Origin of the sequence: Colwellia sp. 5_MG-2023, from assembly GCF_030547795.1 — a bacterium.
GTDB lineage: Bacteria > Pseudomonadota > Gammaproteobacteria > Enterobacterales > Alteromonadaceae > Colwellia.
The window spans coordinates 1-19,947 of record NZ_JAUOPW010000007.1 but is presented as its reverse complement, the minus strand read 5'-3'; the positions used below and the strand labels follow the sequence as shown (position 1 = coordinate 19,947).

At 37.7% G+C, this 19,947-nt stretch carries 16 protein-coding genes; 8 read left to right on the top strand and 8 right to left on the bottom strand.

The genetic code is table 11. The features are described from left to right. Positions 1 to 4 precede the first annotated feature (4 nt). From Q4496_RS07285 to Q4496_RS07270, 4 genes are read left to right on the top strand one after another with little or no spacing between them, the layout of a single operon-like run. Entirely contained in the window at positions 5 to 946 is a 942-nt protein-coding gene (locus tag Q4496_RS07285; RefSeq protein ID WP_215972973.1) for an ABC transporter permease, read from the top strand. Further along, complete coding sequence (locus Q4496_RS07280; protein ID WP_252727470.1) at positions 943 to 1,812, top strand: ABC transporter permease; 870 nt, start codon at positions 943 to 945, stop codon at positions 1,810 to 1,812. Before Q4496_RS07285 ends, Q4496_RS07280 begins: the two co-directional genes overlap by 4 nt. Next, positions 1,809 to 2,810 carry an ABC transporter ATP-binding protein gene (locus Q4496_RS07275; RefSeq protein ID WP_303601944.1) on the top strand — a complete coding sequence of 334 codons (1,002 nt, stop codon included), beginning with the start codon at positions 1,809 to 1,811 and terminating at the stop codon, positions 2,808 to 2,810. Before Q4496_RS07280 ends, Q4496_RS07275 begins: the two co-directional genes overlap by 4 nt. Further along, on the top strand, positions 2,807 to 3,796 hold the full coding sequence (locus Q4496_RS07270; protein ID WP_215972971.1) for an ABC transporter ATP-binding protein: 990 nt from the start codon (positions 2,807 to 2,809) through the stop codon (positions 3,794 to 3,796). The genes Q4496_RS07275 and Q4496_RS07270 overlap by 4 nt, the downstream gene beginning before the upstream one ends. Before the next feature lie 464 nt (positions 3,797 to 4,260). On the opposite strand, the gene Q4496_RS07265 is transcribed toward Q4496_RS07270, so the two are convergent. The 3 genes from Q4496_RS07265 to Q4496_RS07255 all read right to left on the bottom strand — a co-directional run bounded on the left by Q4496_RS07265 (position 4,261) and on the right by Q4496_RS07255 (position 9,860). Further along, a complete protein-coding gene (locus Q4496_RS07265; protein WP_215972970.1) occupies positions 4,261 to 5,856 on the bottom strand; it encodes an ABC transporter substrate-binding protein in 1,596 nt (531 codons plus the stop codon). Continuing rightward, positions 5,853 to 6,851, bottom strand: coding sequence for a class I SAM-dependent methyltransferase (locus tag Q4496_RS07260; RefSeq protein ID WP_303601941.1), 999 nt, complete (start codon positions 6,849 to 6,851; stop codon positions 5,853 to 5,855). Before Q4496_RS07260 ends, Q4496_RS07265 begins: the two co-directional genes overlap by 4 nt. Positions 6,852 to 6,941: 90 nt before the next feature. Next, positions 6,942 to 9,860: a TonB-dependent receptor gene (locus Q4496_RS07255; protein WP_215972968.1), complete on the bottom strand. Its 2,919-nt coding sequence runs from the start codon at positions 9,858 to 9,860 to the stop codon at positions 6,942 to 6,944. A gap of 233 nt (positions 9,861 to 10,093) precedes the next feature. Here Q4496_RS07255 and Q4496_RS07250 point away from each other — a divergent pair, with 233 nt between their 5' ends. After that, entirely contained in the window at positions 10,094 to 10,726 is a 633-nt protein-coding gene (locus Q4496_RS07250; RefSeq protein ID WP_215972967.1) for a glutathione S-transferase family protein, read from the top strand. Positions 10,727 to 11,185: 459 nt separating this feature from the next. Here Q4496_RS07250 and Q4496_RS07245 read toward each other — a convergent pair whose 3' ends face one another. Together Q4496_RS07245 and Q4496_RS07240 are read right to left on the bottom strand one after the other, a co-directional pair. Continuing rightward, the gene (locus tag Q4496_RS07245; RefSeq protein WP_303610145.1) at positions 11,186 to 12,841 is read right to left on the bottom strand and encodes a phosphoethanolamine transferase; all 1,656 of its coding nucleotides are present in this window, start codon (positions 12,839 to 12,841) and stop codon (positions 11,186 to 11,188) included. 100 nt (positions 12,842 to 12,941) lie between these two features. Then, positions 12,942 to 13,307 carry a diacylglycerol kinase gene (locus Q4496_RS07240; RefSeq protein ID WP_215972966.1) on the bottom strand — a complete coding sequence of 122 codons (366 nt, stop codon included), beginning with the start codon at positions 13,305 to 13,307 and terminating at the stop codon, positions 12,942 to 12,944. Between the two features lie 198 nt (positions 13,308 to 13,505). On the opposite strand from Q4496_RS07240, the gene Q4496_RS07235 reads away from it, so the two are divergent. Together Q4496_RS07235 and Q4496_RS07230 are read left to right on the top strand one after the other, a co-directional pair. Further along, the gene (locus Q4496_RS07235) at positions 13,506 to 14,180 is read left to right on the top strand and encodes a response regulator transcription factor (RefSeq protein WP_215972965.1); all 675 of its coding nucleotides are present in this window, start codon (positions 13,506 to 13,508) and stop codon (positions 14,178 to 14,180) included. 36 nt (positions 14,181 to 14,216) lie between these two features. After that, positions 14,217 to 15,620: a sensor histidine kinase KdpD gene (locus Q4496_RS07230; protein ID WP_215972964.1), complete on the top strand. Its 1,404-nt coding sequence runs from the start codon at positions 14,217 to 14,219 to the stop codon at positions 15,618 to 15,620. A 99-nt stretch (positions 15,621 to 15,719) separates the two neighbouring features. Here Q4496_RS07230 and pckA read toward each other — a convergent pair whose 3' ends face one another. The 3 genes from pckA to hslR all read right to left on the bottom strand — a co-directional run bounded on the left by pckA (position 15,720) and on the right by hslR (position 18,977). Next, a complete protein-coding gene (gene pckA, locus Q4496_RS07225; protein WP_215972963.1) occupies positions 15,720 to 17,330 on the bottom strand; it encodes a phosphoenolpyruvate carboxykinase (ATP) in 1,611 nt (536 codons plus the stop codon). Between the two features lie 340 nt (positions 17,331 to 17,670). After that, positions 17,671 to 18,552, bottom strand: coding sequence for an Hsp33 family molecular chaperone HslO (gene hslO, locus Q4496_RS07220; RefSeq protein WP_215973064.1), 882 nt, complete (start codon positions 18,550 to 18,552; stop codon positions 17,671 to 17,673). 20 nt (positions 18,553 to 18,572) lie between these two features. Then, positions 18,573 to 18,977: a ribosome-associated heat shock protein Hsp15 gene (gene hslR / locus Q4496_RS07215; protein ID WP_215972962.1), complete on the bottom strand. Its 405-nt coding sequence runs from the start codon at positions 18,975 to 18,977 to the stop codon at positions 18,573 to 18,575. A 425-nt stretch (positions 18,978 to 19,402) separates the two neighbouring features. Between hslR and Q4496_RS07210 the strand changes: the two genes are divergently transcribed. Next, a partial coding sequence (locus Q4496_RS07210) for a type II secretion system protein N (RefSeq protein ID WP_303610144.1) occupies positions 19,403 to 19,947 on the top strand: 545 nt, incomplete at its 3' end.

The window sequence follows — 19,947 nt, the reverse complement described above, 5'->3', positions numbered from 1 at the left end:
GTAAATGCTAGCGCTTGCAATTAGGCGAATATTAGCAACAATTCCGGTCATGGCAGTTGTCGCCATTATCGTATTTTCACTGCTTTATTTAACGCCCGGTGACCCAGCTGCCGTACTAGCAGGGGAACAAGCTTCTATAGAAGATATTAATCGCTTACGTAGCACACTTGGTCTGGATCAGCCTTTTCTGGTTCGCTTTAGTCAATGGATCGGTGGTGTGTTTCAAGGGGATCTCGGTATCTCTATTTTCTCTCAACGGCCGGTGATGGAATTAATAGTTCAAAGACTAGAGCCAACAATAGCGTTGACAATCGCTTCGTTATTTATTGCGGTAACAATTGCTGTACCTCTTGGTGTTATTGCTGCGTGGCGTGCAGGTGGCTTGATTGACCGTATGGCGATGAGTTTCGCGGTACTTGGTTTTTCAATACCAGTCTTTGTCTTATCTTATATCCTAATCGCTGTCGTTTCGGTTGACTTGAAGCTATTGCCCGTTCAAGGCTATGTACCCATTGCTTATGGTATTGGCCCTTTCTTGGAACATCTTATTTTACCTGCGTTATCACTCGGTATAATTAACGCTGCGCTTATTGCCCGAATTACACGTACTACAATGCTTGAAATACTAAATCAAGATTATATTCGAGCTGCTAGAGCGAAAGGTCTTTCGGTACGTAGAGTGTTGATTCGACATGCATTAAAGAATGCTGCGATTCCTATTGTTACCGTTATAGGCATTAGCTTTGCTCTGTTGATTAGTGGTGTTGTTGTGACAGAAACTGTATTCAATATACCAGGGCTAGGTCGTTTAACGGTTGATGCCATTCTTCGTCGAGATTATCCCGTGATACAGGGAGTTATATTGGTATTTTCTGCAACCTATGTTGTGGTTAATTTACTTATAGATCTCAGTTATAGTTTATTTGATCCGAGGATTAAATATTGAGTATTTCAGCAATAACACAGACCCCATCTTCGCCCACCGGTCTTATGCGAATTTGGAAGCGATATCCTAATATTATTATTGGTGGTGCTATGTTGGCCATTGCAGTTTTCGCTGCTATTGCCGCCCCATGGTTAGGTACTATTGACCCACAAACGATTGCGCCTTTTAATCGACTGGAAGTCCCGGGTACTGAATTTTGGTTCGGTGGTGATTTAGTTGGCCGTGATGTATATAGCCGAACAATTTACGGAGCACGTATCTCTCTTGCTGTAGGGCTTGGTGTTGTCGTTATCGGTATTTTCTTCGGTTTACTCATTGGTATTCTGAGTGGTTTTGTCAGCTGGGTTGACCAGATACTTATGCGAGTAATGGATGGCTTAATGGCAATCCCTTCTATTTTACTTGCTGTGGCATTAATCTCTTTGACTGGCGCCAGTTTGAAAAATGTCATTATTGCTATTTCAATTGCGGAAGTTCCTAGGGTTGCTAGGTTAGTTCGTAGTGTTGTATTGCAATTGAAAGAACGACCTTATGTTGAGGCGGCTATTACAGCAGGAACACCTTTTATTCTGATTTTATGGCGACATATACTGCCTAATACCTTGGCCCCTTTACTTGTGCAGGCGACCTATATATTTGCCTCAGCGGTATTGACTGAAGCTATATTGAGCTTTATTGGTGCTGGCACACCGCCATCAACACCGAGTTGGGGTAATATTATTGCGGAAGGTCGCACCGTATTCTCAATCGCGCCGCACATTGTAATGTTCCCAGGTATAGCGTTATCGTTTACTGTACTGGGTGTAAATCTACTAGGTGATGGCTTACGTGATATCTTTGACCCTCGTTTTGTGAGTCGCACATGAAAAAATTAAATCCTTTACTCACAGTAGAAGACCTCTCGGTTACTTTTCGTACCGAGCGAGGTAATGTTCCAGCAGTGCAAAACTTTTCATATTCCTTAAATGAAGGTGAAACCTTGGCGATTGTTGGTGAATCTGGCTCAGGAAAAAGCGTTGGTGCGTTGGCATTGATGCGTTTGATTCCTAATCCGCCGGGTAAAATTGATAGTGGCTCTATTAAGTTCAACGATAGAGAGATTCTCAGTATGACTGAGAGTGAAATGCAAAAAATTCGCGGTAATGAAATCGCGATGATATTTCAGGAGCCAATGACTAGTCTTAACCCTGTACTGACAATAGCTGAGCAAATTTGTGAGGCGGTGCAGCTACATCAGCATCTTGACAAAAAGGCTGCTCGTGCCCGTGCGTTGGAAATGTTGCAATTTGTACAGCTTACCGAACCTGAAAAGCGCTTAGATCAATATCCTTATGAACTGTCAGGAGGAATGTGTCAGCGTGTAATGATCGCAATGGCGTTAGCTTGCACTCCTTCAATACTTATCGCGGATGAACCCACTACAGCGCTTGATGTAACAATACAAGCGCAGATTTTAGATTTAATGCGAGATTTAAAAAACCGTTTAGGTACCGCAATTCTTTTAATCACGCATGATTTGGGGGTTGTTGCTGAAATGGCTGATCGCGTTATTGTGGTTTATGCCGGAAGAAAAATTGAAGAAGCACCTGTGCGTGATTTATTGCGAACCCCTAAGCACCCTTATACCTTAGGTTTGCTTGGTGCAATGCCACGATTAGGTGACACAAACTCTCAGGCTCGGCTAACAGAAATACCAGGAACAGTTCCTTCATTACTTGAGCCAATCATAGGTTGCGCTTTTGCTCCGCGTTGTTCATTGGCGACAGATAAATGCCGAACAGATGCACCTGAATTACAACCTGTTGGTAACACGGGCCATTTGGCTTCGTGCTGGCATAGCGAAAAAGTTGGAGTACCACGATGAGCGATATATTAGTTGTCAAAGATCTGGTTAAACATTATGAGATTGGTGGCACAGGTATTATTGACCGAATGCTTGGTCAAAAAGCGAGTGTTGTACGTTCAGTTGATGGCGTTAGTTTTAGTATTGCTGAAGGTGAAACTTTGGGGCTTGTTGGGGAAAGTGGTTGTGGTAAATCAACCGTAGGACGCTCTATTTTGCGTCTAGTTGAACCAACAAAAGGTACAATTGAATTAGCCGGGCAGGATATTTCACATGTTTCTGAACAGGTATTACGCCCATTAAGGAAGCATTTGCAAGTAGTGTTTCAAGACCCGTTTGCATCATTAAACCCACGTCGTACTGTTGGCCAAACGGTTGCAGAGCCTATTGGGAATTATGGTTTAAAAAGCGGCGACGAATTGAAGAATAGAGTACAAGACTTATTTGAACGTGTTGGTTTACGTGCGGATCAGGTCGATCGATTTCCGCATGAATTTTCAGGCGGTCAACGACAACGTATTGGGATTGCTCGTGCGTTGGCAACAAACCCTAAGTTGATTATTCTTGATGAACCAGTATCAGCGCTTGATGTTTCAGTACAAGCTCAAGTGATTAACCTACTAGTGGACTTGCAAAAAGAGCTCGGGATTGCATATCTTTTTATTGCCCATGATTTAGCTGTTGTTGAGCATATATCGACACATGTTGCTGTAATGTATTTAGGGAAAGTTGTTGAGATTGCTGATAAAAAGAGTATTTTTAATTCGCCTAAGCACCCTTATACCAAAGCATTGTTATCCGCAGTACCAAATAGTGACCCAGATGCTATCAATAATCGTATTGTCTTGAAAGGTGATATTCCGAGTCCAACAAACCCGCCTTCAGGTTGTCGTTTCCGTACTCGTTGTCCAATCGCTCAACCTATTTGTACAAGTGAAGAGCCAGCCTTAGAAGTACAAGGCCCAGGGCACAAAACAGCTTGTCATTTCGCGAAAGAAGAAGCTTAGAAAAGAGGATGACTTAGCCTAGAATATCGGTTAAGTCATACTTGTTAGCTAACCGAGTAAGCACAAAGCATGTCTGATGGGGCATATGCTTATCTAGTGATTGCTTTTGCTGATTTCATCCTTAATTTATTGGTCAGAGACTCGTGATTGAGGTGAAATTTAGCTATTTGTTATTGCCAAAGTAGAGCAATTATCAAGTTAACCTGAGCTCGCTTAATATATTCTTCTCTAACAGCTACTTTTACTTGCTTCATCGTTAAATTTACTTTCAATAGACTAGCTATTAACGCGAAATTTGCCTTGAAGAAAGAAAAACTATCAAGCTAGAGTATAAATTAAATTTTATTAGTAATTATTTCAATGGATTAAAAATATCTTAAACCGAGTTCAGGTAAGTTAGTATAATCAGTTGAAATAGTTTTATTTCAACTGATTAAAAACACTTTAAACTGAGTCTGGGTGAACTAAGCTGGTTGGTAAGGTTTTTTCTTAATATTCCAAAAAACAGTGCTGCCAGGCACTTCAAGCATCCCCGTTATACGTGGGCTATAAGCAACGGGAGCAAACCATTGTCCAATTGGCACATAAGGTACTAATTCATAAGCGCTGGTTTGGATTTTGTCAGCTAATTTCTTACGTTCAAGTTCATTAGGCGCATAAGGGTACTGCTCAATTAAAGCTTGATGTTTAGCATCGCATGGCCAGCCAGGCCAAGCATCTTCACAGTTTGCATGCATAGGTACATTACCAATAGGGTCAGTAATGTTACCGCCTGGCCAATAAGTTAAGCCAAGATCCCAACCGCCATTTTGTGGACTAGAGCGATTGATACGTCGTGACCCCATAGCACCAAAATCCATTGCTTGTAAGTCAACATTAACACCAATTGATCTTAAGTCGTCAGCAAGCACTAAGGTAGCAAGATTCATAAACTGAATATCTGTGGGGTGTAAAATGACGACTGGACGGCCATCATAACCTGAGGCAGCCATTAATGCTTTTGCTTTTTCACGGTTTTTACCAAGACCTTTAGGTACACCTGCTAAGCTTTCATGTGGCGAGCCACAAACAAAAAATGCGCTACAGTTATTGGTGACTTCAGGATCACCAAACATGGCTTGCAAGTAGCGATCTTGATCGATTAGGTATAACAAGGCCTGACGCGCGCGTGGATCATCAAATGGAGGGTGTAAATGATTCATGCGTAACATGCCTTGAAATCCAAGTGGATCAGCACGTTGAATAACAACACCTGAATCACGCAAAAGCGGTAAAAATTCAGGTGATGGGTTTTCAAAAAAGTCTATCTCACCGTTAGCAAGGGCTAAGACTGCAGACTGAGGGTCTCGAATATTCAGCCATTCTACTGTATCTATATAAACATGTTTGCCACCTGAGGTACCATTTGGGGTTTCATTACGTGGTATATAATGCTGGTTTTTTCGGTAAACAACTTTTGCACCTGGAACCCAGGCTGCGGTGTCAAAAACATAAGGACCTGAGCCGATACTACTTTGAATAGACGTTGATGGATCTGTTGCTGCAATACTTGCAGGCATGATGGCAGCAACCGGTCCACCAGTTTTAGATAATGCATGCAATAATAAGCTGTATGGCTGATTAAGTTTCCAAACAAATTTTTGCGCATCAATGGCTTCTAGCTGCTCTGTTACAGCAAATATTTGTCGGCCGTAAACATCGCGTTGTCCCCAGCGTTTCAGTGAAGCAATAACATCTGTTGTTGTTACTGGGCTGCCATCGTGAAATAACAGTCCATTACGTAAGGTGAATTCCCAATTGAGTTGGTCTTCACTTACATTCCAGTGCCCAACCATTTGAGGTTGTGGAACGCCATTGGTGTCACGACCGAATAAAAAATCATAAACCATTAATGCGTGTCGCTGTACAATACCAATGGTTGTCACAATAGGATCTAAAGATTGTAAATCGGCGTGCATAACTGCTCGTAACACGTTTGATCTGTCTGGCGGCGTACAACCAGAGAGCATAATACCCGTAGCCGACGCAGCAGCAGCTACTAAAAATTCACGTCTTTTCATAATATTTCCTCACCCACTCGCTGGGGCTTTTCTCCGGATAACCAATAGCCGATGCTACGGTTTCCTGTATTTGTTGTAGCTAATTCTAATGACACGTTATCAATGTTAAGCTGGTGCAATTGTTCAGCCATTTCAGTCACCGTGGTGTCATCTAAAGCTGCGTTTTGCATGGATTGCAGGCGCTTTGATTGTGCTAATAATAATAGTTTTATATCTTCATTCATTTTTATGATAACTTGAATTTCGTAAGACTTGCGTAATCCTAGAAGGTTGCGAACAGCAGCAAACAAGTTATCGATAAGACTTCGTTCTTCGATTCCAGCAAAGCGTTTTTCTAATTCATCAAATACCTGCTTAACGGATAATATTAAATTTTCTGCTGTTTGTATGGCTTGTGGTGTATTGCAAGTTTCAGCTTCATTTAGTGCTATAAGTAATTGAGTCGTGATTGAAAATAATTCGCTAGCTAAAATTACCTGGGCTTGTTCATATTGCTGACGACAACGCTCTTTTAAAATGCCGTCATTCGCATGTAACAAAAATCGTAATCGTCCTCCAGGTTTTAATACACGACACGCTTCCCGTAAACTCTCATTAATTGTGGAATATTCGATAGCGAATTGACTGCCAATAGCATCGAATGTATCGGCTTCAAAAGGTAATTTTTCCATAGGAGTTCGGGGGTGAAAAATTACATCTGATAACTGTTCTTTGGCATTGGCAACATACTTAGCAGGTGCTATATCTGCGAGATCTACCCCATGAATTGAAAAAGGAGGATGCTTTTTATGGGAAACTGCAACGGCTTGTACAGCTAAACTTCCATTTCCTGTTCCTAAATCTAAAATCTTGGCGCCTGAGGGTAACTCACTAAAAAAATTGCGCCATATCGGTGCTAATGCGTCAGATTCATTGTTAACTGGCATGCAAGAATGCAACTGGTTAGAGTGCCAGAAAACACTCCATTCCCAAAGACTATCATTCTGATTGTCCATTAAGTTACCTATTAAAGTATGGTGTATGTTTATAGGAAGGAAGGTTTAATGCCAGTAAGGCTAATAAACCTTCCTTTCTTCTACCTTAACTTAGAATCGGTAAGATCCACCTATAAATAATTCAGCACCTGTTGCATTATAGGTATCAGGTCTAGTATTTGCTCTACTTTGACGTGAACCTAATAGCGGAGGGTTTTTATCTAACACGTTATTTACACCACCCCATATAGTTGAGTTATCACTAAGATTATAGTTAACAGAAATATCAAGATAGCTGTAGCCTGAAAGTTCAGGAACCGCAGACGTTGATGGATCAGCGCCAAATTGTACTTGGTCAAGGGTAGTATCCTCAGACCAACGATGTCTCAAACCAAGAGTTAAATCACCATCTGTCCATGTAACTGAAGTGTTCATTTTCAGTTCTGATTTAGGCTCGCCACAGGTTGTGCCAAATGCGCCAGCACAGTCATTCACTGTATTTAAATCGGCAATAGGGGTTAGGTCATAGTCATTAAGTAAGGTTGCATTAAATAAAATATTAATCTCGCTAGCATCCAATTCAACTTTATAGTCTACTTGGAAATCAACCCCAGATGTTGCTAAACCGCCAACGTTAACATTGGTTGCAGTAACTGGATTAAGAGTATCAATAACTCCGCTAGTAGAATTACGACTAACAGCCTGACATGCAGTACTATTGATATCTTGTACTTGGCTATAACAAATATCGAGTATGTTATTTACTGAACCACCAAACGCGCCAATTGCGTTATCAACTTCAATATCGAAATAATCTACTAAAACACGTAGGTTAGGTATGCTGGTAGGTGTAATAATTGCACTAACAGTAATAGTATCTGATTCTTCTTCGCTTAAGTTGGGGTTACCACCAAAAACACCTGGTATTTCGTTGTTTGGCTGAAGGTTTGCGCTGCCAACAAGACTGGCAGGTACACCTGTTGCTTCACAAAGGCTGCGAATAGTTGCATCCGTTGCAGCACTAGGCAGGGCACAAGGATCTGTTGCGGCAACTGGGAACAGCTGTTGACCCCCAAATGCTTCTCCAAGACTAGGAGCACGAATTGCTTTTTGGAATTGAGCACCGAAGGCAAGAGAATCATTCACCATCCAATCTAAGCCAACAAGAAAAGTACTTACGCCATCTGTTTGTTCAAGATCATACTCTGAATAACGGTATGCTGCGGTAGCATCTAAAGACTTAATGCCTGCTACGTCTGCTAATATAGGCATAAAGACTTCACCAAATACTTCCCAAACTTCAATTTCTCCAGCGGTTGGTTGTACGGCATTAAATCCGGCAACATCACCTGTAAGTAAAGCCTGATCAACAGCAAAGACAACTTTATTTGAGCGCCATTCTACGCCGAATGAAGCCGATAGAAAGCCATGAGGTACTTCTAATAAATCGCCACTGATACTGGCACCAAACACGTTGAGTTCAGTGACTTCAGTATTGATAGTATCAATACTGATATAATCTACTCCTTCAGCTGAAATATTCGGACCAAATGGGTTCACTATCGGTGCAGCACCATCAACGGATAAAATTCCAGCAGCAAAAGCAGAACTAGATACATTACCTATTTGAGTTTGTGTATTGTCAGAGCGGGCATAAGAATAATACAGATCATAGTTGTAATCATCGATAACGCCTTCTACACCAATTAATGCTCTGAATGAGTGACGGCTATCGTTATTACGGCGAGCGCCAGTTTCAACTAAACGACGATTAACACCAAGATTAACTAAACCATCATTTTGAGCAACACCTGCTTCATTAGCATCTACAAGTTGTAATACATCACTTAATTCTGAGCTGATATAAGGGTTGGTAACGTCAATAGGTAATGATGTGCTGATAAAAGAAGGGGCAAAACCTGTAGAGGTTTCGTTGTGAGTATAAGCACCTTCAATATATAACTTAGAATCATCATTGATCTCATAATCAGCGAACAGCGTTAAGCTGTGTCGCTCTTGCGGTATACGTAGAAAATTATCTAAGGTGTAGTTATATAGATCATCAGGGCGAGAAAAAGGGCGAACATTACCATCTGCATCTGGAATGAATCCGTCACCACCGATACCGGTAAGCCCTGCTGCTGCGAGTGCGCTATCTAAGCCAGGAATAGCAGCAATACCTTCAGCTGAACTTGGTAGTCCGGTAAAACGACCATTTGGTACAAAGCTACTACCACCAGGTACTAAAACTCTATTGCCGTTGGCATCAGTACCATCAGTTAAAACAGAAGAAGAAAAATCACGATCTGTTGTATAAATTGCATCGCGATCTAAATAATTTAAGGCAATAACAGCATTACCTCTTCCATCAGCAAAATTGCCACCCATAGTTAGGGTAAAGTCTTTAGTATTGCCATCACCTTCCGCGGTTTGGTTGAATTGAGTACGTAATTCAACACCTTCGAAATCATCCTTCATTATAAAGTTAACAACACCAGCTACCGCATCTGAGCCATAAACCGCTGACGCGCCACCGGTAACCACTTCTACACGTTCAATTAGTGAAGCTGGAATAGTATTAATATCGGTTGTTTGGCTAGAATCGAAAAAAGTGTATCGTCGACCATTAACTAATACTAGGCTACGAGTAGAGCCTAGTCCGCGTAAATCTAGGGTTGCAGCACCTGTGGCTGTTGGATTTGCTGTAGAGTTTGTTGAGGCTGTACCAGATGGCACAAATTGTGGCATGTTATTTAGAATTTCTTCAACGTTTTGAAAGCCTGATAATTTTATTTGTTCTGACGAAACGACATCAACTGGAATTGAGGCCGCTTGTCGACCACTACGGATACGTGAACCAGTAACAGATATTTTTTCAATTTCTTCAGTCTCGATGTCTGATTGCGCAGGTACCTCTTCTTGTAAAGGTGCTGTAGACTGTGCAGATGCATAAACGGGGGCTAAAGATGATAAAGCTAAAGCTGCGGTGATCGCAGATGATAATGAGTTTTTCATTCTAAATTTGAACATGGGGTAATTACCTCGCCTTAAATATATTTTTGTTATAGTGATCTTTTTATAATTATTGTTATTGTTTGATGGCCTTGCTTTAAACTATTCAAAGTCGATACGTTGAACAGTTTATTTTACTCAAATTAAGATACTCCTTAGCAACAACCGCTATACCACCCAAAGGGGTAGTTTATTGATATCCACTCTTTCGGGTAGTGCTGTTTGTTATATCATTAAGTCATACTATACAAATGAATAATATTAAACTATATATGTGGGCAACGCCCAATTCGCGACGGATATCAATTCTTTTTGAAGAATTGGGTCTTAATTTTGATGTTCACCCTGTTAATATCAGAGCAAAAGAACAATTTGCTACTGAAATTACTGATCTGAATCCATTTGGAAAAGTGCCAATTGTTGTTTGGCAAGAGCGTGAAGAGCAACGTCTTTTATTTGAATCAGGCGCAATTCTAATACAATTTGCTGAAGCGGGTAAACAATTTCTTCCTGTCGACAGTAAAGAGCGTGGCGAAACACTGTCGTGGCTAATGGTGGCATTAACTGGATTAGGGCCACATAGTGCGTCTGCACATTATTGGTCTGATTTAGCCGTAGAAAAGTTACCTCAAGCATTAGACTACCATGCCAATTTTACCGCACGTGTTTATCGTCTATTAGATGATCGCCTCGCAGATAATGAATATTTAGCCGGAGAGTATTCGATTGCCGATATGGCTGCTTATCCTTGGATTAGCGTTAGCGAATGGACAACGCTTAATATTGAAGATTATCCAAATCTCTTAAGATGGTACCAGCATGTTGGCTCACGTCCTGCTGTTCAACGTGGTATGAGCTTACCAACCGGTATATCTCTAGACTAAATAATAGACTTAGCCTTATCACTAATTCTTAGTTCTAACGAGAATTAGTGATTTTTTATAACAATATATTGATTGTCAATTACTAGAATAAGAATTGTTGTTTGTAAAATTCACGCTAGAGTTTGCTTGATGATTTAGTCGAGTTTAACTCTGTAAAGTTGAAATCTACATTATATTTTTGTTCTATTGAGCTACCGGTAAGATCTCATGTTCCTATAGTTGAATCATTTAACGGGAGCTGAAATTTAAGCGCACCAGAAAACAACGTTAAATCTAAACCCATCTTAAAGCTTAATCCATCTATATATTCTAAACCTGTCGCGGGATATGTTTGGCTGGCATAGTTTGTAGAATAATAATAAGAAACTAATGTTATTATAGGTTCTTCATTTTCGGCATCTAAATTACTACTATATATCAGCTCGACGTTGGCTAAACTGCTTATCGATTTTTGTTCATTTAATTTTGAGCGATACGCATTATGTTGGTGTTATCTCGACATGGTTTAAAAACATCAAGCTTTGGTTGATATGTTGATGACGCTACATTTAATACACCAAGCATGGAATGAAATATATTGTCATGATTATATATCGTTTGCGTACTCTGTTCTAAGCAATTATTTTGGAAGTATTCCTGAGTGTTATTTGACCAAAATAATAGCGGGATATGGGTTTGTTCGATAGGCGCAATGGCGTATGGAAAACCATGCAAATAGAGACCATTTTCACCTAATGATTCCCCATGGTCGGATACATAAATCATTTTTGCATTTATCGTCTGAGTATTGTTTTTGGTAAATTTAGCTAATTTATTTATTACTTCAGAAATCACATAATCTGAATAATGTATTGTATTATCGTAAGTGTTTACTAGTTGCTCTGATGTACAGTTTTGTATATCACTTTGCTGACAGTCAGGTAGAAAAGTAGCAAATTCTTGTGGGTAACGACGATAATATGTTGGCCCATGTGAACCCATTAAATGCAGAACAATTAATGTGGTTTGAGCGCTTAACGTGGTTAGTTTATTATCTAATTGCGTTAATAATATTTCATCAAAACAATAGTCACCATCGCATAATGAATTACTTTTATTTTTGTCAATATTAATAGTTTTTACTCGCTTACAGACACCTTTACAACCTTCATTATTATCAACCCACAACACATCGACACCTGCTAATTGCGCAATATCTAATAGATTTTGTTGTGAAGACGCTGATTGCTTATTAAACTGGTCTTTGTTTAATAATGAAAACATACAAGGAACAGAAACGGCCGTTGCTGTACCACAGGAATACATTTGCTTAAAAGACTGTATATTAAACTTCTCTGTATATTCGTTGGTTAGTTTAGCATAACCATTTAACGAGAAGTTTTTTGCTCTTGCTGTTTCTCCTACAATCATTACCACGACATTTTTATCTGCTTTAAGTGATGTTTGCATTTTAGGATGAGAATCTAACTCTTTAAATACTATTGGCTCAGCGAAATGGTTTCGTTTAATGTATTTATAGCTCGCAATTAATGTTGGTATTGGCACAATATATTTTGCTAAATCTCTATTATTTCGGTTAACAGATGCGTAACTAGAATACAGACTAAAAAAAATAATGATAAAGATGATTAGGGCAGAAACAATTAGCTTTAAACGGTGTTTTACGCTTAAGCCCAGCGAATTTGACCGATAATTAATTTTTCTTAATATCACTAAAGGCGTAATTGTTAATAATGCTATATAAAAAATAGCTGATAAATTAAGGTAGGTAAAAGCCTCAGACGTAGATGTTTCAGCCATGTTTTCAACCATACCGTAGTCAAAAATAATGCCATAACTACTCATTGCATAGCAGAATACGGCTGATAATATGATCAGAACAGTCATCGCTGTTTTATAAACATACCTTCTCGGCAATAGGCTAAATAGCAGAACAAAAATAGTGCTTAAAAATAAGGGGAGAGATATAAAGTAGGCAAAATCAAAGCTATCTAACTTAATTAAATCATAATACGTTTTTTGTAAAAACGGAAAGTTAAAAACAAGCGAAAAATAAAGGCTTAACAATATTGTTGCTGAATTTAATGATAGCGTTTTAGAAAATATTTTTTGCACAATCTTATCTCTTTAGTAAAAATAATAGTGTGCCTTTTCAACCTTAATTAAAACTGAGCGTAAACTGAATTTTTGCTGAATTTTCTTGTTTACGGATAAATTATAGCTCCCATAAAACTACTCCCCAGGTAGCAATAGCGATTGCTAAACTAATCAATACAGCAAGAGATCCTAAGTCTTTTGCTAAACCAGATAATGAATGATGCTCTAACCCGATGCGATCAATCGTGGCTTCTACTGCGGTGTTAATAACTTCAACTAATAAAACAAACAGCAGTGACACAATTAGTAATAAATGCAGTAATAAGCTGATATTGAGAAAGCAGCTAGCACTTGATAATACAAGGATTATAATTAACTCTTGTTGGAAAGCTGTTTCATTTTTTATTAACCATTTAAAGCCTTGTAATGAATTAATTAAGGCTAGAAAAATGCGTTTAGCACCTTTATGTTTTTGTATTGTCATTGTTAACTCAATAATAAATAATCTTTCATCATTAATTTAGCAAAGTGAACTTAAGTGCACCTGAAGGGGAGCTTAAGATTTACTGAATATACCGATGTTTATATTATAAAAGGTCTCTTTTATTCGCGGTTTTTATAAAATTCAGCCAATCTTAAGTTTAGCGTGATAAATTAAAGAAAAATGCTATTGATGATTAATATGAATATTTTACTTGTTGAAGATTCTGATAAATTAAGGCGTAGTTTGCGTATAGGCTTAGTTGCCTTAGGATTTGCTGTTGATGAAGCAGGTGACGGAGCCGATGCTTTGGCGATGGCATTATCAGATGATTATGACATTATTATTTTAGATTTAATGTTACCCAGTGTTGATGGCTTATCAATATTAAAATCGCTAAGAAAGCATAAAAAACAAAGTAAGGTACTTATTCTTTCTGCTAAAGATCAACTGTCAGATCGCATTGATGGTTTGTTTACCGGTGCCGATGATTATATGACTAAGCCTTTTTCATTTGATGAGTTGCATGCTCGAATTATCGCGTTAACAAGGCGAGGTGAGTTATTAAGAACATCAAACACAATCACTATTAATGATTTTGTTGTCGATTTACAAGCAAAAGTGCTTAGCTTTTCAGGTAAAGCGATAGACTTAACCCCAACAGAATATAAAATTACAGAATGTTTATTTATTAATAAAGAGAAAGTAGTGAGCGCTGAAAAGATGGGGGAGTATATTGTTGGTAAATACGATGCCATTAATAAAAACTCATTAGAAGCTCATATCTCATCTATTCGTAAAAAATTGAAAAAGTTTTCAGCTGTATTCCCTGTAAAAAATAAACGTGGATTTGGCTATGTTGCTACTAATGCTTGAGCAATACATTATTAACAATAAACTGTAAGGTTCAACATGAAGTCAATAAAGCAGTCTTTAGTTAAGCAACTAACCACACTTATTACCTTTATTTTATTTATTGTTCTCTTATTTTTAGACATTAGTGTCGATACGTATGTAGATAAACAATTTGATGATGCTTTAGAACAGAAAGGTAAGAGTCTCGTTAATTTAATTAGTTATAAAGAAAATTCATTACAATTAACCATGCTAATTGATGTGATGACGGAGTTTAGCCGCACAGAACATGCTGAATATTTTCAAATTTGGTCAAATGATAAAATATTAAAATATTCACCGACATTAAATCAAACACCTGAATTTGACTTTAATCGCGTAGCATTGTCACTTGGCGGACATATGATTACGCAAGCTGATTTACCCAATGGTGAAAGTGGGCGTGTTTTTTTATTTAAATTTATACCGACGAATGACAATGACGCCACAGATATTCAGTCTCCTATATACCTAGTTTTTGCTCGGTCAAGTGCAACGCTTGAACAAATTTTAATATTAATTGATATTGTTTTTTTAATTACTGCTATCGGTACTGCATTTTTTGTTCGCTATTTAGTGAATAAAATTGTTTCTAAGGGGGTAGAGCCAATCACCTTACTTAATAAACAGATCAGAGAAATTGACATTAATAATGAATCAGAAAAATTTTTCATTGATCATCCTCCGAGTGAAATTAAAACAATTATTGATGAATTAAATCAATTTTTAATTGAAAACAGGGCATTACTTAAAAATGAAAAACGATTAACTTCTGATATTGCACATGAGTTAAAAACACCTATTACTGAATTAATGAGTGTGAGTGAAATAGCAATTAAATATCCAGAAAATGAAGAGGTTATCGAAAACTATAAAGATGATGTTTTATCTATATCTACACGTATGAAAAATATTGTAGAGTCATTATTGCTATTAAATAAAGTGAGTACTGAGCAATTTAACTTAACCATGGTTGATATAGATTTATCAGATAAAGTGTTCTGTATTTTAGAAAGGCTAGCAATAACAATACCTAATTTTGAACAAAGAATTAGCACCAAGCTTACCAATAACATTGTTATTACGAATGATGTGTTTTCCTTAGAAGCAATACTAACAAATCTTATTAACAATGCGATCCATTACAGCCCAGAAGCAAGTATAGTAACAATTGAACTGAATATTATTAATGACAAGCCAAAACTAACCATATCTAACATACCACTGCAGCAATTAACGGCAGCAGATATAAATAATATGTTCGAACCGCTGTGGCAAAAAGATAATGCCAGAACATCTGAAACCCATTTTGGCTTAGGTTTAGCTATTGTTAAAACTTTAGCTGAACGAGCTAATATAAAAATATCAGTTGAATTAAAAGGCGCAGATTTAATTACTTTTGGTGTGGTTTTTGATTATTAACTTAGTCAGTTATAAGAATATTTAGCTGAATATTTTTGTAAAAAAAGTCGCTAACAATGACTTGTTAGCGACTTTTTATTTTATCACTTTATACTGTTATTACAGTTGAGGTCCTGCAGCAACAAGCGCTTTGCCATTATCTGTATCAGTAAATTTATTGAAGTTATTTACAAAACGTTCTGCTAAGTCAGTTGCTTTGTTTTGCCATTCAGCAGTATCGTGATAAGTATTTCTTGGATCAAGAATATCACCTTCTACACCTGCAACAACGTTAGGTACTTCTAAGTTGAACATTGGTATTACTGTTGTTTCAGCTTCATCAATTGAACCGTCTAAAATAGCGTCAATAATCGCACGAGTCGCTTTAATTGAAATACGTTTACCTGTGCCGTTCCAGCCGGTATTGACTAGATAAGCTTCTGCGCCAACAGCTTCCATACGTTTATGTAATACTTCAGCATATTGTGTAGGATGTAAACTTAAAAAAGCTGCGCCAAAACAGCTAGAGAAAGTAGGTGTTGGCTCAGTAATACCTCGTTCTGTACCTGCTAACTTAGCAGTAAAACCAGACAAGAAGTAATATTCAGTTTGCTCTGGTGTTAATTTAGCTACTGGTGGTAATACACCGAAAGCATCAGCTGTTAAGAAAATTACTTTCTTAGCGTGACCAGCACGTGATACCGGTTTTACAATGTTATCAATGTGATGAATTGGGTAAGATACACGAGTGTTCTCAGTTTTTGAGTTATCATCAAAATCAATCTTACCTTCGTCATTAACAGTTACATTTTCTAATAACGCATCACGACGAATAGCATTATAAATATCAGGTTCATTTTCTTTACTTAGATTGATTGTTTTCGCATAACAGCCACCTTCAAAGTTAAACACACCATTATCATCCCAGCCATGTTCATCATCACCAATTAATTGGCGCTTAGGATCTGTTGAAAGTGTTGTTTTTCCTGTACCTGATAAGCCAAAGAAAATTGCCGTATCACCATCTTTACCAACATTAGCACTACAGTGCATTGAGGCAATACCTTGCAATGGAAGGTAATAGTTCATCATTGAGAACATACCTTTTTTCATTTCGCCGCCGTACCATGTACCGCCAATTAACTGTACTTTTTCAGTCAAATTGAAGGCCACAAAATTTTCAGAGTTTAAACCTTGTGCTTCCCAATTAGGGTTAGTGGCTTTAGCACCATTCATTACAACAAAATCAGGTTCATAGCTTTTAAGTTCTTCGTCACTTGGGCGAATAAACATATTTTTTACAAAGTGTGCTTGCCAAGCTACTTCTGTGATAAAACGTACTTTTAAACGAGTGTTATCGTTTGCGCCACAATAAGTGTCAACAACAAATAAGCGTTTGCCAGAAAGCTGAGTAGTAACTAAACTTTTAAGCTCAGACCATGTTTCTTGGCTCATAGCTTTGTTGTCATTTTTACCTTGATCAGACCACCAAACAGTATCTCGCGTTACATCATCACGAACAATGTACTTATCTTTAGGTGAACGACCAGTAAAAATACCTGTATCAACATTGACAGCGCCAAGCTCTGTGACTACGCCTTTATCAAAGCCTTCGAGGCCTGCTTTGGTTTCTTCACTAAAAAGCAACTCATAAGATGGATTGTAAACAATTTCTGCAACATTACTAATGCCGTATTGCGACAAATCAATTGAGTTTTTTTGGGCGGTCATAGCGACTTTACTCCTAAGGTATGACGAATTTTAAGTTGTGGTTTAGTTCGATCTGGTTAGTATTTATTACTGTGTAATAGGGTATAAAAGTTTTCATCTAGCTAATAATCCGACATTCTATTTGATAAATACTCAAAACGAAAGTAAAAAATAACCTAAGATGAAAGTTTTCAGTATAAGCGACATGAATGGTTAAATTAGCGGTGCTAATATTGTTTGTAAGTTTACAACATTAATACTGATAAGGGCTGTAGAAGGGTGAAGAACGACACCATTTAAGTAATAATTAACCAAAATGGCATCGATAAAGAAAATTAGCGTTACAATTGAAAGTTAGTAACTAATGGCTATCTTTCGAAATGAAACTTTTTAATTGTTCATTAAAAAAGTCATATGTAGTCAAACAATAGTCACAGGTCATTGAAATCTTTCCTTGTTCAGCCAGTATTTTTTCAATTTCATCGCCTTCTATTTGCGCAATAGCGCTAAGACATTTTTCATTTGAACAACCGCATTGATAACTCACTGCTTGAGGCTCAAACAAACTAACTTTTTCTTGGTGATATAAGCGGTAAAGTAGTGCTTCAGCTTCGAGCGAAAAAATTTCATCGGCTTTGATGGTATTTGTTAATTGTGCTAAATGCTGAAAATCATCTTGTTGTTGGGCTTTATTTTCATTACTGCCATCACCGTCAGGCAATAATTGAACTAAACTACCAGCAACTTGCTGCTTCTCATCATCACTAAATAACCATACTTGTGTTGGAATTTGTGCTGATATTTCAAAATATTGGGAAAAGCATTGGGCAAGAGTCGGCTGATCTAGCGCGACTACGCCTTGATAGGCTTCACCTTTCTCAGGCTTAACAGTAATGATCATATTACCTTTACCCATAAGCTCTTTTAGGGAATGTGCTTTATTAGCAGTTTCTACTTCTACAACTTTAGCAATACCACGTAATTTTTGATTATTATCACCATTAACAGACATGTAACCTACCGGACCATCTCCTTGTAATTGAACGGTGATTTCTCCTTCAAATTTTAAGGTAGCTGTAAGCAAGCAAGTAGCAGCAAGCAATTCACCTAATAATAAACGTACACCAAGAGGGTAGTTATGGTTATTAATAATAGATTGATAACTTTGACTTAATTGCACTAATTCGCCACGTACATGTCTATCGTTAAATAAGTAGCGGTTTAGTACGTCGGTTTTACTGATGTCGGTTGTAGACATAGCGATTATATCCTTTCTTTGAATTCTCGTAATTTTCGGCGTTGTTTCTTATCGGGTTTAGTATCACTTGCAGGGCTGAGTAAAATGCCTTGTTTGCGAGCTAAGCTATTCTTCTCTCTTATCTCAATACTTTTTGCCGTTTCGTTAAATAAGGTTTGAGCAAAAGTTGCGTCTCGGCGTTTATCGGCTAACGCAATGACTTCTACTTCTTTTTCGTCGAAACCTTGTCGCACCTTGATAAAATCACCAATAGCAACAGCTTTACTTGATTTGGCTCGTTGCCCATTATAAAAGACTTTGCCGCCATCTATCATTTGCTTTGCTATAGCACGAGTTTTGTAGAAACGTGCAGCCCAGAGCCATTTATCTAATCTAGCTGAGGTAAGTTCAGCGTTCTTTATGATTGTCATATAATTAAAAATCCATCACGTTAACAGTGCTTAAATAACTATTAGCTTTTGATTATAATATGGGCTTTGGCAGAGTTATCAATGATAAGTATTCAGAGATCTATATTAACTTTTGTTAATCACGATAATATTGAACTAACTTTAAGCGTTGTTGCCATATAGAGACTGTTTTATTGATGTTGTTACTATAAAATGCATGTATTTAATTTTAGAGATTTATTTAGCAGAAAAATAGCATATTCCAGTATAAACTGCGCACTCTTTTGTGTTTTTTTGTAAATATTAGTTAAAAACGACGGTCATCGCTTGTTGGTGGGCTAATGGTCAAGTATTATCGGTAGCCTTATATTGTAATTGCACATATTTTACATTTAAAGTGATAAATCACTTTAAATGATGAAGTAAAAAAGAAGTTTAAAATATCAATGACTTTAACTAATAATTTTACATCACTCTCGACTGCGTTAGCAAAATTACCACAACGAACTATTGCACAAGCAATAAGTGTGTTGTTATTAATTTATATCGCTTTTATCTTGGCCAAGATCACGTGGCTGGTCATGCCAACGGCGGGACAAAACATTGGTAATAAAAATGCGGGCAACCTAACGGCAGCTCAACGACAAGCACAAAGCCAATTACAAGGTGGTCAGGTTGATTTATCACAGCTACAATCGTTACATTTGTTTGGTGAATATAATCAAGCAGCCAAAACAGAAACGATAGAAGAAATAGCTTCAGCACCTGAAACCCGTTTACAGTTAACGTTATCAGGGTTAGTCGCTAGTGATGATATGGCGATTGCGGCTGCGGTTATTGAGCATAAGAAAAAACAAGCAACTTATGGTATTGATGACATTATTGAAGGCACCCGAGCTACACTTGAAAAAGTATTAATCGACCGGGTTATTATTAAACAGTCGGGGCGTTTAGAAACCTTGATGCTTGATGGTGCAGACTATAATCAACC

What these genes read in the sequence shown, in the direction of transcription:
- Q4496_RS07285 (WP_215972973.1), top strand. Translation starts at nt 5, where the DNA reads ATGCTAGCGCTTGCAATTAGGCGAATATTAGCAACAATTCCGGTCATG.
- Q4496_RS07275 (WP_303601944.1), top strand. Translation starts at nt 1,809, where the DNA reads ATGAAAAAATTAAATCCTTTACTCACAGTAGAAGACCTCTCGGTTACT.
- Q4496_RS07270 (WP_215972971.1), top strand. Translation starts at nt 2,807, where the DNA reads ATGAGCGATATATTAGTTGTCAAAGATCTGGTTAAACATTATGAGATT.
- Q4496_RS07265 (WP_215972970.1), bottom strand. Translation starts at nt 5,856, where the DNA reads ATGAAAAGACGTGAATTTTTAGTAGCTGCTGCTGCGTCGGCTACGGGT.
- Q4496_RS07260 (WP_303601941.1), bottom strand. Translation starts at nt 6,851, where the DNA reads ATGGACAATCAGAATGATAGTCTTTGGGAATGGAGTGTTTTCTGGCAC.
- Q4496_RS07255 (WP_215972968.1), bottom strand. Translation starts at nt 9,860, where the DNA reads ATGTTCAAATTTAGAATGAAAAACTCATTATCATCTGCGATCACCGCA.
- Q4496_RS07250 (WP_215972967.1), top strand. Translation starts at nt 10,094, where the DNA reads ATGAATAATATTAAACTATATATGTGGGCAACGCCCAATTCGCGACGG.
- Q4496_RS07240 (WP_215972966.1), bottom strand. Translation starts at nt 13,307, where the DNA reads ATGACAATACAAAAACATAAAGGTGCTAAACGCATTTTTCTAGCCTTA.
- Q4496_RS07235 (WP_215972965.1), top strand. Translation starts at nt 13,506, where the DNA reads ATGAATATTTTACTTGTTGAAGATTCTGATAAATTAAGGCGTAGTTTG.
- Q4496_RS07230 (WP_215972964.1), top strand. Translation starts at nt 14,217, where the DNA reads ATGAAGTCAATAAAGCAGTCTTTAGTTAAGCAACTAACCACACTTATT.
- pckA (WP_215972963.1), bottom strand. Translation starts at nt 17,330, where the DNA reads ATGACCGCCCAAAAAAACTCAATTGATTTGTCGCAATACGGCATTAGT.
- hslR (WP_215972962.1), bottom strand. Translation starts at nt 18,977, where the DNA reads ATGACAATCATAAAGAACGCTGAACTTACCTCAGCTAGATTAGATAAA.